The organism is Yoonia sp. R78084 (genome assembly GCF_044595625.1).
Taxonomy (GTDB): Bacteria; Pseudomonadota; Alphaproteobacteria; order Rhodobacterales; family Rhodobacteraceae; genus Yoonia.
In genome coordinates, this window is the sequence record NZ_CP138993.1 from 24,618 (window position 1) to 38,331 (window position 13,714).

Genomic DNA, 13,714 nt, shown 5'->3' on the forward strand with positions numbered 1-13,714 from the left:
TTAAAAATTTCACAAGCGACAACGTGGGTTACGCAGCCAAGTCAGCCTGCAGTTCTCGTTTAATCTGTAGCATGAGGCTGACGGCTTCAAGGGCTGCGCTGCCTTGTTTTTCCATCTGCATCAATTGCACCATGTCTGCGGCGTCAAAAGCGGTATCGCGGGTGCGTTGCAATGAAGTGTCTGCGGCATCACCGTTTTCGTTCAGATAATCACAAAGCCATTGTATGTGATCCACAGCCATCGCCATGACTTCGGCAGGGCCATCTTCGCCTTGTTTCTTCAGCACGGATTCAAGCTCTGCACCGTGCTCTTCAAGGTAGGCGATAACATGCTCATAGGCGTCGCGTGTGGCAGCTTGCAGCGGTTCCGCGGCAGCCGCGGCTGGTTCCTCCGCTTCAGCCTCTGCCTGCGGTTCTGGTGCAGGCGTCTTCTCAGGTTTCGCCGCTTCCTCGAACGCAAGGTCCCGGGACACATTCTTGCGGGCGGCGATCTCGCGCAGGCGCGAAATGGCGTCGCGTGTCGCGGGCTTTGCTTCAGCTGGGCTAGCTGCCGGTTTCGGCGCCTCTGCTTGCGCATTCTCGGCAGCAGCAACAGGCGCGGCAGGACCTTTGGCGACCACCGGTTCTGGTGTTGGCGCAGGCTCTGGCGGTGTGCTTACCTCTGGCGCAACAGGGGCATCCTTTAAGGGGCCCAACAGATCGGCATACTGATGCAGCAGAACATCAGCCTGATCCACCGCAGACTGACGGCCGCGCTCGACCTGTTTGAGAACCGCCGAGATCAGCGCGGATCCGCCGCTCTCGCGCATGACGTCCTTGTCGACAGTGCCATCTGCAAGCCGCGCTGAAAGTGCCTGGTTCGTGGCAATCGCCAGAACCGCATTGAATTCATCCCCTGCAGCCGCAGAGATTGCGCCGACTGCGGCCTCATAAAGCCCTTGCGCCTTTAGAAAATCGGCATGTGTGACCATGCAGAACGCGTGATCCTTGATCAGGTCAGGCATGGTTGCCCAAATGCGTTGCTCGGGTTCGGTGAAGCCGCGTGTGCACCAAAGTGCGACGTCCGTGCGCTTGGATGCCCATTGCGATGCACGGTGCACGGCGTTCGTGTCATTGGGGGCGACGACTTCGAGAACCGAAATCTTGTTCAGGGCCGGCAGAGGCATCTGCATTTCCACAAAGACCGGGGACAGGCCTGCGATCATATCGGAATCGACGGCATTGAACTCTTCTTTGGATCCATCAGCCAGGGTGCAGACCGATTTTTCACTTTCGCCATAAACCAGTTGCATCGTTGGCAAATGCACCCCCTCAGGGATGACATCTGCGCCCACAAGCAAATTCAGCAGTCTCGATTTTCCGGATTCAGGCATGCCGAGGATGGCCAGACGTACCGGCTTTTGCAGGCGCTCAAGCAGCAGTTCCGCTTTTTCATGGTCAGAATCAGGAAGCAGGCCACTTAGCACGGCCTGCTTCAATTCTGTTTGGACCCGGTTTCCCAGTGATTGATTCGACATTACTTGCCTCCGGCGGCTATCTTAGCCGGCGGCTCAGCCGCATCAACCTCCTGTGTCAAATCGGTTTCATCATTCAGCTCGACCTTTTTGAGCGGTCTGACTTCCTTAATCACGGTCGGCGCGCTATTTGCAGCGACTTCCTTCGGCTTTTTCGTCTTTGCCGCAACCTTTTCAATGTCGTCCAACTCAACAACACGTGTGACCGTCGAGGTCTGATGATCGACATGGCCAACAGGCTTGGCGCGGATTGCGCGGATGACAGGCTTGTTGTGGTTCAGTTTGATCACCGAGAACGTGCAGTTGTCCTGATCGGGGTCAGCCAGCGCCTCGATTGCCTCCAGCAGATAGCCCGCAATCTCGGCCGCCTTCTTGCGGCGATAGCGGTGCAGGATTTTCTGGATCTTTGCATCTTCCAGATACTGCAGACCGTCGCTTGAGACGACAACGATATCACCGACCTGCAACTCGAAAGGCGTTTTCGGGCAATCCGATTTCGTCACGCGATCACCCAATATCACCGACGTCAGACAGTTCCTGTCAGGATGGTTCTTGCCGGCTTCTTCATCCAGCAAACCTTGCTGGACCATAAAGTCGATCTGCGGCGCCATCGAATGATCTTCGTTCAGCTGCTTCATCGTGCCATTGCGATAATGGTACAACGGGCTGTCGCCAATCGACATCCAGTACATCCGGTTCTCGACCAGAACGACAGAAACAAGTGTCGCCCCCATGCCGCGTGTCTCGGGATGTGCCTGCACATGTTCACGGACATAGCCGTTGGCGTTCGCCGCAGCTTCGGTCAGGAAGCGTGGAATTTCACCTTCGAAATCGGCAAAATTCGCGCTTTCGAACTTGAGCTCGCTAAAGACTTCGGTGACGACAATCTTGCTGGCAACATCACCGGCCGCATGGCCGCCCATGCCGTCGGCAAGCACAACCACACCACTATCCGCCCCAAAAGGGAAATCAGTGACGATTGCGTCTTCTTGATAGTCACGCCCGCCCTGACAGATCGCAGATGCGACGTCAAAACGTGGTTCAGGCGATCGCCACATCTTCGTCCTCCTCGGTCGCACCATCCGACCAGTTGAAAGATTTGTCGCAAAGCGCAACAAACCGCAGCACAGTCTCGCCGATACGGATGACGTCGCCGGTTTTCAGCGTTTCGTTGCTGATCAAAGGCTTGTCGTTCAGGCGTACAATATTTGACTTGCCGCCATGCCCAAGCAGAAATTCCTTGGTGTCGGGGTCATAAACAATTGCGGCGTGGTTCGAACGCGAGATCGAGTTGTCACCAAAATCGAGCTGGATCGCCTGGTCCTCGCCACGGCCGATCTGTGACATACCCGCCATGAGAGAGAAGCTTTCGCCACGTCCCGGTCCTTCGGCAACAACAATCCAGCCAACAGGGAAGCGCACGCTCTTGGTGGGTGCGGCCTTTTGGGCGTCGTTGAACAGGTCGACAACATCACCATCGGATTTGTCAAAGCCGATCAGGCGTGTCTTTGTGCGACGCGACCGCGCGGGTGACCGTGCTGCCGCTGCAGAAGCGACTGCCTGCTCTGCAACAGGTGCCGCAACGGGACGTACCGGTGCAATCGGTGCTGTCGGCTCCGGAAGGGCGGTTGATGTCCCGTCATCCTCTAGATCCCAGATATTCACTGCCGCAGGTGCTGCAGGTGCAGCGGGTGCTGTTGGCGCTGCCGGTGCCTGCTCTGCGCTGACAACCCGCACATCGGTTGCGGCGTTCGTCTGAAGGGGAGTAGCGACTGCAGGTTTGCTCAAAGGCGCAGCCTCGTCCACTATTGATCCGATCGTATCACGATAGGATTGCTCCAGAGATTCCACGGAACTCGCGCGCCGTGTATTTGTATCGCTGCGTTTCTTTCCAAGTAGATCACGAATGAATTTCATCTTGCTACCCTCCAATTTACTGATGTCGGGCGGTCCTGCTGGACCGCTGTGACATATTTTACTCTGCCGCGCCGGATACCGTGTGCGAAGCCACCCAAAGGCCGCCATCGCGCTGCACTGCGAAACTGAATTGTTCCGTTCCGTCCGCGAGCTCACGCTCAAAAATGTTCATAATCGAGTCGCGTTGATCAATCGTTTCACCTGTCGAAATATAAGAGGTGATCACATCGCCTACTTCCAGACCGCCTTGTTCGACTTGATCAAGTGTTACGACTGTTGTTGTCCAGCCAGTGCCAGAGAACGCTGTCTGGAACGCCGTCCCATCGACCAGTGTGACGTTCTGTACGACCGGAACAACCCAGTTATACTGGACGAAATCGCCGGTTGATGGCTTGATTGTGTTGAAAGCGACCGGAATTGTCGGTGCGACTTCGCCGTCACCGATTTGCTGGCGCAGCGCTTCTGGAATATCAGAAATTGCATCGATACCGATGCCATTCACAGCCACGATCACAAGGCCAGGCTCAACCCAGACAGGCGAAATCGGGCCGGCTTCGGCTACAATATTCGACTGCTCGCCGGCAGCGGTGAAAGGCAGCTGCACAGTCCAAGACCCGGTGACAGGGGCGGCTGCAGGTGGCAGTTCATTTCCGGGTGTTACTGCCGAGATCTCGACTGCTGGTCCTGCACCGACGCTTTCGACATTTTCAGGTGTGGTTGGCAGTGCAACTGGCGCAATTTCGGATGCTTCTACCGGACGGTTTGCTGTTGTCAAAACGTCACCGGAAACAGGCTGATCAGCCGCAGGCTGCGGTGTTGCAACTGGCTCTGGCAGCGGCTCTGGCTCAGGCAAAGCCGCGATTTCGACGCTCTCGGGCCGTGCAGCCGGACGCACCGTTGGTGTCGGCGCTACGGCCGCGACAGGTGGTTCGATGACAGCAGGCGGGACAATGGCGGTCTCTTCTGGCGCCGGCTCTTGTGTGATTGCAGGGGTCTGCTCTGCGGCAACTGACGCGGCCAGTTCTTCGGCAACAGAAGGTGCAGGGGCCTCTTCGCGTGGCGCAAGAAAGGCTGGCACGTCGGCCACGACAGGATCTGCGGCTGCTTCTGGGGTAGCCGCTGGTGCTGGTGCTGGTGTGAAGACTGGCTCGGCAGGTGCTTCAGCAACAACCGGTGCTTCAACTGCAGCAGGCGCTGCGGCTGCGACAGGTTCTTGCGCTGTAACCGGGGCATCCTCGCCGCCGGTCATTGTCATAACGCCGACACCAACCAGCAGGGCGACTGCAGCCGCAGAACCCAGCAAAACTGGCATGTTGGATTTCTTCGCTGGTGCAGCGGCAACGGGGGCGCTTTTTGCAGACTTTTGTGGCTCGGCTGCAACTGCCGCACCAACTTTAAGGGGCGTAACATTGCTTTGCCCGCCTTCCATGATCTCCATCCACTCCTTAGCGGACTGGACGCGGTCCTTTGGAAGGACAGCAAGCGCTTTGTCGATCGCCGCAAGGAAAGACGGTTCATACTCGCTAAAACGACCTGCAAGCGGCTCATAGGGATCTGCTTCACCAGACGCGATAGCGGCCAGGCGGGCCTGTGAGTTCGGCGGCACATCGCCGTTGATAAGGTGGTAGAACGACGCACCCAAGGCATAGAGGTCGCTGCTTGGGCTTTGTTCGGACCCTGCGATGTAGAATTCTTGTGGAGAGTAGCCGTCTTTCACGACACGCAATGCAGACAGCACGCGGCTTTGCTTTGTTGCTTCCTCGCGGGCGGCACCAAAGTCGATCAGGACAGGATGGAAATCCTTGTTAATCAGGATGTTGTCGGGCGAGATGTCGCGGTGAAGGATGCCTTGGTCATGGATGAACCCAACCGCGCCCAACACTTCTTTCAGGATCGACTTGATCTGTGTCGCGTTCAGGCCGTGGTTTGGGTCTTCGATGGTATCAAGAAGGTCGCGACCCGTCACAAAGTCCAAAGCCATATAGGCGGTCTCGTTGTCTTCGAAAACCTGATGCACACCGACGATGTTCGGATGGTTCAGCTTCGCGAGGCTGCGGGCCTCCTGAACGAAGAGGCGGACAATTGATTTCAACTCGTTCTGGTGAGCGCGCGAACGCGCCTGCACCACGTAGCGGCTGCGACGGCAGAAGGCGCCGGGGAAGCATTCCTTGATAACGACTTTACGATCGAGGCTATCCTTGGCCAAATACGTAATGCCGAAACCGCCAGCATTCAGAAAGCTCTCGATTGTATACTGGCCGTGCATCAGCTTTGTGCCCGGCTTCAGCTCATCAACGAAGCTATCCTTTTCAGTCGTATCTTCTTTCACTTGCGCCTTAGCCATCTGTCTACCCAGCTTTCAAACATCACTCACACGACGGTCATTCGTCTTCGATCATGTTGGTCTCATTCAAATTAGGCCAAAAAGTGACACTAACTTGTTGTTTAGTGGTTCTTAATCTTTTGTACTCTGCACTATTAGATCAGACAGCAGAAACAGTGACCGGCGGGAAATCGCCTATTTGCCTTTGTTTTAACTGAAAACTCAAAGCTTTGAGGTTCCTGCAGCGATCCACTTCGAGATGGGCTTTCGCCAAGGGAGAATACCCGCGTTTTTCGTATTTTGCAGAATGCCTTTGTTGCTCGGCAGGGGGCGAAACGAGGTTTTTTCCTGATTCTGTCCGCGATTGCGGTGGGAATCGGCGCGATTCTCTGATGCCTTTTCATACGTCTTTACGAACAAGCCTCGCTTGTGGTGCCTGCGCGAAAGGTGCAGCATCCGCGATAACACAGTAAGGACGTTCAGATGGTGCGTGTATTCATTAACGGGTTCGGCAGAATTGGCCGGACAATGCTGCGGGCCCATGCGACAGGTGCTTGGCCTGATATTGAGATTGTCGGGATCAACGATATTGCTGATCCCGCTCTCTGCGCACATCTGTTTGAGTACGACAGCGTTTTCGGGCCTTTTGCGGGCGATGTAACCTATGCGGACGGTGCGCTTGTCGTTGACGCAAAGGCGATCCCTCTCACGCGGACCTCCGACATCTCGACGCTGGATTTGTCGGGCGTCGACATCGTGCTTGAATGTACCGGCAAGGCGGAAAGCCGCGCTGTTGCAGAACGCGGTTTGCACGCAGGCGCGCGGCGTGTGCTGATTTCGGGACCGTCCTCTGCAGCAGACCTGACCGTGGTCTTGGGGGCGAATGAAGCCAATCTCAATGATCAGCCCATTGTGTCGAATGCCTCTTGCACAACCAACGCGCTGGCCCCTTTGGTGAAACTCATTGATGATACTTGGGGCTTGCGAACCGGCTGGATGACAACGATCCATTGCTATACCGGCAGCCAGCCCAGCATTGATGCGCCACGGGACGACGCACTGCGCAGCCGTGCCGCTGCCTTGTCAATGGTACCGACCACAACCTCGGCCCAGCGGCTTCTGAACGAAGTGCTGCCCGATATTGCGGGCCGGATCGAGGCCGCAGCGGTGCGCGTTCCCGTCGCCTCTGTGTCTGCCGTCGACCTGTCCGTCACGCTGGACAGCCAAGTGACCCGCGCAGACGTCCATGCCGTCTTGCGGGCCCAATCCGGCATTATCGGCTGGACTGACAAACCGCTTGTCTCAACTGATCTGCGCGCGCGGCCCGAAAGCCTTGTGGTGTCGCTACCTGAAACCCGCGTTACCCAAGGCGGACTCTTGCGGGTCTTTGGCTGGTACGACAACGAATGGGGCTTTTCGTGCCGGATGCTGGATGTGGCGACGCGGATGGTGTGATCACTGTGCGCCTGTGCACACCCCGTGGCGCGTTTTTCTTTTGCGCTGGGTGCGCTAGATAGCAGCGACCAACACAAAGGCACCAATATGTCCGCAATCGTTTCCGTCCAAAAACTGCGCAAAGCCTATGCTGGCGGGTTTGAGGCGCTCAAATCCGTGAACCTCGACATCGAGGAGGGCGAAATCCTCGCTTTGCTTGGTCCCAATGGCGCAGGCAAAACGACGCTGATTTCCACGATCTGCGGGATCACTGTGCCAACCTCGGGCACCGTCACTGTAGGCGGGCATGATACGCAAAAAGCATTCCGTGCCGCGCGTGCCCTCATCGGCCTGGTCCCGCAGGAGATCAATCTTGAACCTTTTGAAACGGTGATGAACACCGTGCGCTTTTCGCGTGGCCTTTTCGGGAAGCCCCGCAACGATGCCTACCTTGAGGATATCCTCAAGCAGCTGTCGCTTTACGACAAAAAGGACAACAAGGTGATGACGCTCTCGGGTGGCATGAAGCGCCGTGTGCTGATCGCCAAGGCACTTAGCCACGAACCCCGTGTGTTGTTTCTGGATGAACCCACAGCCGGCGTCGATGTCGAACTGCGCAAAGACATGTGGGAGGTTGTCGCTAAACTTAAAGCCTCGGGTGTTACGATCATCCTCACCACCCACTACATCGAAGAGGCTGAGGCAATTGCCGATCGTATCGGCGTGATCAACAAGGGTGAAATCCTGCTGGTACAGAACAAGGCCGATCTGATGTCACAGATGGGCCGCAAGCAGTTGAAAATCGAATTGTCCTCAGCGGTCGAGACGATCCCGGATGCGCTGGCTGACTATGAGCTGACCCGCGCCGACGACGGGTTATCGTTACTTTACCACTACGACACCAAAGGCGAGCGGACGGGCATCACCACCCTTCTGGCCGACCTGCAAAAGGCCGGTTTGCAGATGAAAGACCTGCAAACGCAACAAAGCAGCCTCGAAGATATCTTCGTCGGCCTTGTAAAGGAAACCACATGAGCCTGAACGCGATTTGGACAATCTACGTCTTTGAGATGCGCCGGTTCTTCCGGACGATCACCCAGAGCTTTATTTCGCCGGTGCTGTCCACCGCACTCTATTTCGTCGTCTTCGGCGCTGCCATCGGCAGCCGCATTGATGAGGTTGAGGGCGTAAGCTACGGCGCATTTATCGTGCCCGGTCTCATCATGCTGTCGGTCATGACCCAGGCGACCACCAACGCCAGTTTCGGCATCTATTTCCCGAAATTCATCGGGACAATCTATGAGCTTCTCTCCGCGCCGATCAGTTTTCTTGAAGTTGTGGCAGGCTATGTGGGTGCTGCTGCGACCAAGGCGCTGTTCATCGGTGTTGTGATCCTTGTGACGTCGTTCTTCTTCGTCGATATCCAGATTGCGCACCCCTTGGCGATGATAGCCTTCCTTGTCCTGACCTGCGTCAGTTTTGCGCTTTTGGGTTTCATCATCGGCATCTGGGCGGGCAATTTCGAGCAACTGCAACTGATCCCGCTGCTGGTGATTACGCCACTGGTTTTCCTTGGCGGGTCTTTCTATTCGATCACGATGTTGCCGCCCGTTTGGCAGACCATCACCCTGTTTAATCCGGTCGTCTATCTGATCAGCGGTTTCCGTTGGTCCTTCTTCGGGCAGGCGGATGTCGGGATCGGTGCCTCGCTCTTTGCCATCGCACTCTTTACTGCAATCTGTCTGATGGTCATCTGGTGGATTTTCCGCACGGGATGGCGGATCAGGCAGTAACCCTTGCGCCCTGCTTGGGAAGGGCTAAGTAAGTTGGCATGAAACGTTTTATTCCATTCATGAAGTCCGAGCCCTTTGTCGCCGTCATCCGGCTGCAGGGCGCGATCGTCAATTCTGGTCGGGGGCTTGATAACCCCGGCCTTGCGCCTGTCATTGAAAAGGCCTTTGGCAAAGGCAAGCCTGCGGCCGTCGCGCTGGAAATCAACTGCCCGGGCGGATCACCGGTGCAGTCTTCCCTGATCGCATCACGCATCCGGCGCTTGGCGGACGAAAAGAAAGTCCCCGTCTTTGCTTTTGTTGAAGATGTGGCGGCCTCCGGTGGCTACTGGCTCGCTTGTGCTGCGGACGAAATTTTTGTCGATCCCTGCTCGATCACCGGATCCATCGGCGTGATCAGCGCGGGTTTCGGTGCGACTGATGCAATCGGAAAAATCGGTATTGAACGCCGCGTACATACCGCCGGCAAATCCAAATCCATGATGGACCCGTTCAAGCCCGAAAAACCCGCTGATGTGAAAAAGCTCAAGGGTTGGTTGGAAGACCTGCACGCGACCTTCATCGACTACGTGAAATCGCGGCGCGGGACCAAGCTGTCGGATAATCCAGATCTGTTCACCGGTGAAGTCTACATTGGCCAGAAAGGTGTTGATGAGGGTTTGGTCGACGGGATCGGCCATCTGGTGCCCGTGATGAAAGAACGCTTTGGCGACAAGGTTACCTTCAAACGCTATGATCAGAAAAAACCGCTCTTTGCCCGCTTTGGTGCGCGGATTGTCGACGATGCGGTCGCAGGCATTGAAGAGCGCGCGGCTTTTGCGAGGTTTGGCCTGTGATCCTGAAAGCGATCTTTATCTTTCTGGCCTTCATGCTGGTGTTGGCGATGTTCGGCAAATGGCGTTTCCCGGGTCAGGCGCGTCTGGCGCAGGCAAAATGCCCGAAATGCCTGCGGTACCGGATTGGTAAAGGCCCGTGTCAGTGCGAGAAGAAGCTGAAATGAGGGCGCTGGTCACAGGCGCCGGGGCGCGTTTGGGTCAGGCGATGGCGCTTTATCTGGGGCAGCGCGGCTTTGATGTGGCCGTGCATTATGCCGGATCAGAGGCCGGTGCGCGCGAAACTGTGGCCCAGCTTGCAGCTCTGGGGCGTCAGGGCGTCGCGCTACAGGCGGACCTCTTGGACGAAGATGCGACGCAGGCGTTGGTCGGTCGCGCGACAGAGGCGCTGGGCGGTCCGCTTACCTGCCTTGTGAACAACGCCTCGATTTTTGAGCATGACAGCGTCACCTCCGCCACCCGCGAAAGCTGGGACAGGCATATTGAATCCAACCTGCGTGCACCCTTCGTGCTGTCGCAGCATTTCGCAGCGCGAGTGCCTGAACCCAAGCCTGACGCTGAGGGCGAACCGATTGCCCAGGGCCTTGTGGTCAATATGCTCGATCAACGCATCCATAAACTCACGCCCGAGTTCATGAGCTACACAATCGCCAAGATGGGCCTTTGGGCGATGACGCGTACGACGGCGCAGGCATTGGCCCCCCGCGTGCGGGTCAACGGGATCGGCCCGGGGCCGACATTGCAGGGTCACAGGCAGAGCAAAGAGCACTTCTCGAGGCAGCGCGCCGCGACGATCCTGAAGCGGGGGGCAAACCCTGCCGACATCACCGCCGCCCTTGGATATTTTCTCGATGCGCCTGCTGTGACGGGGCAAATGCTGGCTGTGGACGGGGGGCAGCACCTCGCGTGGGAGACGCCTGACGTGTTGGGTTTGGAATAACACCTACGGCAAGTTGTGCACCGCGCGCGCGCGTCTTCACAAAAACGTCACAAACCGCCTATTTTTCAAGGTGTTAACGAATTTGCAATAAAAATAGTGTTCTTTTTCAATGCCTTGGGAAAGTGCCTATTTTTTGCGCAAACAGCCGAACCCTGCTAAATACAACAGAAATTTCCACCTGCCCAAGAATAACCCACGGAGTTATCCACAGAAACAGTGGATGCCTTTTCACTTGTCCTTGGCGCGTTACCATTGCAGACAGACCAGAATCACAGACCAGACAGATGACAGAGCAGCCAAGCAAGCCAATCCCCACCGGATATGACGTGATCCATGCGTATTTGCGGACGCTGGACAGTTCGCCCGGGGTATACCGGATGCTCGATGCGGACAGCCGTGTGCTCTATGTCGGCAAGGCGCGGAACCTCAAGGCGCGGGTGTCGAATTATTCCCGCCCCGGCAATCACTCGCCCCGCATTACGCGGATGATCCGCGAAACTGCGACGATGATGTTCCTGACGACGCGGACAGAGACCGAAGCCTTGTTGCTTGAGCAGAACCTGATCAAGCAGTTGAAACCGCGCTACAATGTGCTGCTGCGCGACGACAAATCCTTTCCCAATATTCTGGTCACGAAAGACCATGATTTTCCGATGATCAAAAAGCATCGGGGTGCTAAGAACCAGAAAGGGAACTACTACGGTCCCTTTGCGGGTGCCGGTGCAGTGAACCGCACGCTGAACCAGTTGCAGCGTGTGTTCCTTCTGCGCAATTGTTCGGACAGTGATTTTGAAACGCGCACGCGGCCCTGCCTGCAATATCAGATCAAACGCTGCTCTGGTCCGTGTTGTGGCCTGATTTCCGAAGAAGATTACGCCGGTTCGGTCCGCGATGCCGAGAAATTCCTGCAAGGCCGCACCAAAGGTATTCAGGAAACGCTTGCCAAACAGATGCAAGACGCGTCCGAGGCGATGGAATTCGAACGCGCGGCGGCGTTGCGTGACCGGATCAAGGCGCTGACCCAAGTGCAATCTGCCCAAGGTATCAACCCGCAGAACACGGCCGAGGCTGATGTGATCGCGCTTCATACGGACGGCGGACAGGCTTGCGTGCAGGTGTTCTTTATCCGTGCGAACCAGAACTGGGGCAATCACGATTACTATCCGCGCATCAGCGGGGATGAGGATATGTCTGAGGTGATGGAGGCCTTTGTCGGCCAGTTTTATTCCAACCGCGAACCACCCCGCCTTTTGATCCTGTCACACGGTCTGGACAACGACGATCTGATGGCCGCCGCCTTGGCCGAGAAAGCCGAACGCAAGGTCGAAATCATGGTCCCCCAGCGCGGCGAAAAGGCGGAGCTGGTGCAAAACGCGCTGCGCAATGCCCGCGAGAGCCTTGCACGCAAGATGTCCGAAACCGCCACGCAGGCGCGTTTGCTGAAAGGCGTGGCTGAGGCCTTTGATCTGGAAAAGGTGCCCCAGCGGATCGAGGTGTATGATAACTCGCACATCCAAGGCGCCCATGCTGTGGGGGCGATGGTCGTGGCAGGGCCGGATGGTTTTGACAAAAACCAGTACCGCAAATTCAACATCAAGGGCGATAGCCTGACACCGGGCGACGATTTCGGCATGATGAAAGAGGTCCTGACCCGCCGCTTCCAGCGCCTTTTGAAAGAAGACCCCGAACGGACGCAAGGGACGTGGCCTGATCTTTTGCTGATCGACGGCGGGCAGGGGCAGGTCAGTGCTGTGCGCGAGATCATGGATACGCTGGGCGTCAGCGATATTCCGATGGTGGGCGTCGCCAAAGGCGAAGACCGCGATGCGGGCAAAGAGGAATTCCACCGCACCGGCAAACCGGTCATGGCGCTCCGCCATAATGACCCTGTGCTGTATTTCATCCAACGGATGCGGGACGAGGTGCACCGCTTTGCCATCGGCACCCACCGTGCGAAAAGGTCCAAGGCCATTGGGGCCACGCCGCTGGACGATGTGCCGGGCGTAGGTGCGACACGCAAGCGGGCCCTGCTGGCCCACTTCGGGTCGGCCAAAGCGGTGGCGCGTGCGAATCTGGCGGATTTAAAAGCAGTGGACGGGGTGTCAGCAAAGCTGGCGCAGACGGTATATGATTACTTCCATGAGAATGGTTAAGTCGGCGCTTGCGTCCGGTCATGCTGACCGTAGTCGCGGCGGATTCTGTAGATCGCAGCCTCTTCCAAACCGGACGTGCCAAGGTGTTGATCAAGCAACGCCTGCGCGGCCGCAGCGCCATCCACCGTCGCCAATGCAATAAACTGGCCCTTGTGATTGACGCTTTCGAAGCCGCTAAAGGCGGGGTTCGTCACAGGTGCCGTTCCATAAAGTGCGACGACATGTGAACTATCAGACGCCCCTAAAGGTGTTACCTCGCCACCTTTCCAGTGCAAGACCCGCGCGCCCACACGAATACGGTAGTCGGTGAAATGCACCTGCCGCCCTGCGGTTTGCGACCGCCGGTGCGTTGCATCTTTGCGCCAAGCGACAATAGCCTCTTCACTTTCCCAAAGCTGGTGCGAGAGGATCACATCCGCATCAGACAGAGAGGCGTAACGATCCAGAAACGCGAGGCCGGTATGTTTCGCCAGCACCGGACGCAACAGCGCGACATGTTCAAAATAATGCGCCAGATGCCCGGGTTTCGGGCGCACCTCGAAAAACAGCGCATGCATTTCGCAGTCATCCCCCCACCATATAAGGCATCAAAATCACCTCATTCTCTGGCCCGATCTTCGTGAACCATGCCTCGCGGTAGATCACCCCGTCCAGTGCCAGTGACACCCCCCGTTTGATCTGCGGGGCAAGGCCGGGGTATTTTTCGACCAAAGCGTCCAGCAACTCCTTAAAGTTGCTGGCCTCCACCTCGACCCATTCCGCGCCATCCGCGAAGGTGCGCAGCGATCCCCAGAGTTTGACGCGGACCATC

The 13,714-nt window shown here is 57.0% G+C and carries 13 protein-coding genes; 7 read left to right on the forward strand and 6 right to left on the reverse strand.

Annotation, left to right across the window (positions count from 1 at the left end):
• Positions 1-28: 28 nt before the first annotated feature.
• From SJY29_RS00135 to SJY29_RS00150, 4 genes are read right to left on the reverse strand one after another with little or no spacing between them, the layout of a single operon-like run.
• The gene (locus SJY29_RS00135) at positions 29-1,516 is read right to left on the reverse strand and encodes a hypothetical protein (RefSeq protein WP_400085369.1); all 1,488 of its coding nucleotides are present in this window, start codon (positions 1,514-1,516) and stop codon (positions 29-31) included.
• Positions 1,516-2,571, reverse strand: a complete 1,056-nt coding sequence (locus tag SJY29_RS00140; protein WP_110279505.1) for a PP2C family serine/threonine-protein phosphatase — start codon at positions 2,569-2,571, stop codon at positions 1,516-1,518. Before SJY29_RS00140 ends, SJY29_RS00135 begins: the two co-directional genes overlap by 1 nt.
• Entirely contained in the window at positions 2,555-3,430 is an 876-nt protein-coding gene (locus tag SJY29_RS00145) for an FHA domain-containing protein (protein WP_110279506.1), read from the reverse strand. The genes SJY29_RS00140 and SJY29_RS00145 overlap by 17 nt, the downstream gene beginning before the upstream one ends.
• Positions 3,431-3,488: 58 nt before the next feature.
• Complete coding sequence (locus SJY29_RS00150) at positions 3,489-5,774, reverse strand: protein kinase (protein ID WP_400085373.1); 2,286 nt, start codon at positions 5,772-5,774, stop codon at positions 3,489-3,491.
• A gap of 462 nt (positions 5,775-6,236) precedes the next feature.
• Between SJY29_RS00150 and SJY29_RS00155 the strand changes: the two genes are divergently transcribed.
• The 7 genes from SJY29_RS00155 to uvrC all read left to right on the forward strand — a co-directional run bounded on the left by SJY29_RS00155 (position 6,237) and on the right by uvrC (position 12,903).
• Positions 6,237-7,208: a type I glyceraldehyde-3-phosphate dehydrogenase gene (locus SJY29_RS00155; RefSeq protein ID WP_400085376.1), complete on the forward strand. Its 972-nt coding sequence runs from the start codon at positions 6,237-6,239 to the stop codon at positions 7,206-7,208.
• Between the two features lie 87 nt (positions 7,209-7,295).
• Positions 7,296-8,222, forward strand: coding sequence for an ABC transporter ATP-binding protein (locus tag SJY29_RS00160; RefSeq protein ID WP_400085379.1), 927 nt, complete (start codon positions 7,296-7,298; stop codon positions 8,220-8,222).
• Positions 8,219-8,980: an ABC transporter permease gene (locus SJY29_RS00165; protein ID WP_400085382.1), complete on the forward strand. Its 762-nt coding sequence runs from the start codon at positions 8,219-8,221 to the stop codon at positions 8,978-8,980. The genes SJY29_RS00160 and SJY29_RS00165 overlap by 4 nt, the downstream gene beginning before the upstream one ends.
• Positions 8,981-9,018: 38 nt before the next feature.
• Positions 9,019-9,813 (forward strand): S49 family peptidase, encoded by a 795-nt coding sequence (locus tag SJY29_RS00170; protein WP_110279511.1) that lies wholly within the window; start codon positions 9,019-9,021, stop codon positions 9,811-9,813.
• Positions 9,810-9,977, forward strand: coding sequence for a hypothetical protein (locus tag SJY29_RS00175; RefSeq protein WP_181417152.1), 168 nt, complete (start codon positions 9,810-9,812; stop codon positions 9,975-9,977). Before SJY29_RS00170 ends, SJY29_RS00175 begins: the two co-directional genes overlap by 4 nt.
• On the forward strand, positions 9,974-10,750 hold the full coding sequence (locus SJY29_RS00180) for an SDR family oxidoreductase (RefSeq protein ID WP_400085386.1): 777 nt from the start codon (positions 9,974-9,976) through the stop codon (positions 10,748-10,750). The genes SJY29_RS00175 and SJY29_RS00180 overlap by 4 nt, the downstream gene beginning before the upstream one ends.
• A gap of 284 nt (positions 10,751-11,034) precedes the next feature.
• A complete protein-coding gene (uvrC, locus tag SJY29_RS00185; protein ID WP_400085389.1) occupies positions 11,035-12,903 on the forward strand; it encodes an excinuclease ABC subunit UvrC in 1,869 nt (622 codons plus the stop codon).
• On the opposite strand, the gene SJY29_RS00190 is transcribed toward uvrC, so the two are convergent.
• Positions 12,900-13,460, reverse strand: a complete 561-nt coding sequence (locus SJY29_RS00190; RefSeq protein ID WP_400085392.1) for an antibiotic biosynthesis monooxygenase family protein — start codon at positions 13,458-13,460, stop codon at positions 12,900-12,902. The genes uvrC and SJY29_RS00190 overlap by 4 nt on opposite strands.
• Before the next feature lie 7 nt (positions 13,461-13,467).
• Positions 13,468-13,713, reverse strand: a complete 246-nt coding sequence (locus tag SJY29_RS00195) for a MoaD/ThiS family protein (RefSeq protein ID WP_400085395.1) — start codon at positions 13,711-13,713, stop codon at positions 13,468-13,470.
• Position 13,714 lies beyond the last annotated feature (1 nt).

Coding starts and splice junctions, on each gene's coding strand:
- SJY29_RS00140 (WP_110279505.1), bottom strand. CDS start 2,571: ATGTGGCGATCGCCTGAACCACGTTTTGACGTCGCATCTGCGATCTGT.
- SJY29_RS00155 (WP_400085376.1), top strand. CDS start 6,237: ATGGTGCGTGTATTCATTAACGGGTTCGGCAGAATTGGCCGGACAATG.
- SJY29_RS00180 (WP_400085386.1), top strand. CDS start 9,974: ATGAGGGCGCTGGTCACAGGCGCCGGGGCGCGTTTGGGTCAGGCGATG.
- SJY29_RS00135 (WP_400085369.1), bottom strand. CDS start 1,516: ATGTCGAATCAATCACTGGGAAACCGGGTCCAAACAGAATTGAAGCAG.
- SJY29_RS00190 (WP_400085392.1), bottom strand. CDS start 13,460: ATGCATGCGCTGTTTTTCGAGGTGCGCCCGAAACCCGGGCATCTGGCG.
- SJY29_RS00150 (WP_400085373.1), bottom strand. CDS start 5,774: ATGGCTAAGGCGCAAGTGAAAGAAGATACGACTGAAAAGGATAGCTTC.
- SJY29_RS00145 (WP_110279506.1), bottom strand. CDS start 3,430: ATGAAATTCATTCGTGATCTACTTGGAAAGAAACGCAGCGATACAAAT.
- SJY29_RS00170 (WP_110279511.1), top strand. CDS start 9,019: ATGAAACGTTTTATTCCATTCATGAAGTCCGAGCCCTTTGTCGCCGTC.
- SJY29_RS00160 (WP_400085379.1), top strand. CDS start 7,296: ATGTCCGCAATCGTTTCCGTCCAAAAACTGCGCAAAGCCTATGCTGGC.
- SJY29_RS00195 (WP_400085395.1), bottom strand. CDS start 13,713: ATGGTCCGCGTCAAACTCTGGGGATCGCTGCGCACCTTCGCGGATGGC.
- uvrC (WP_400085389.1), top strand. CDS start 11,035: ATGACAGAGCAGCCAAGCAAGCCAATCCCCACCGGATATGACGTGATC.
- SJY29_RS00165 (WP_400085382.1), top strand. CDS start 8,219: ATGAGCCTGAACGCGATTTGGACAATCTACGTCTTTGAGATGCGCCGG.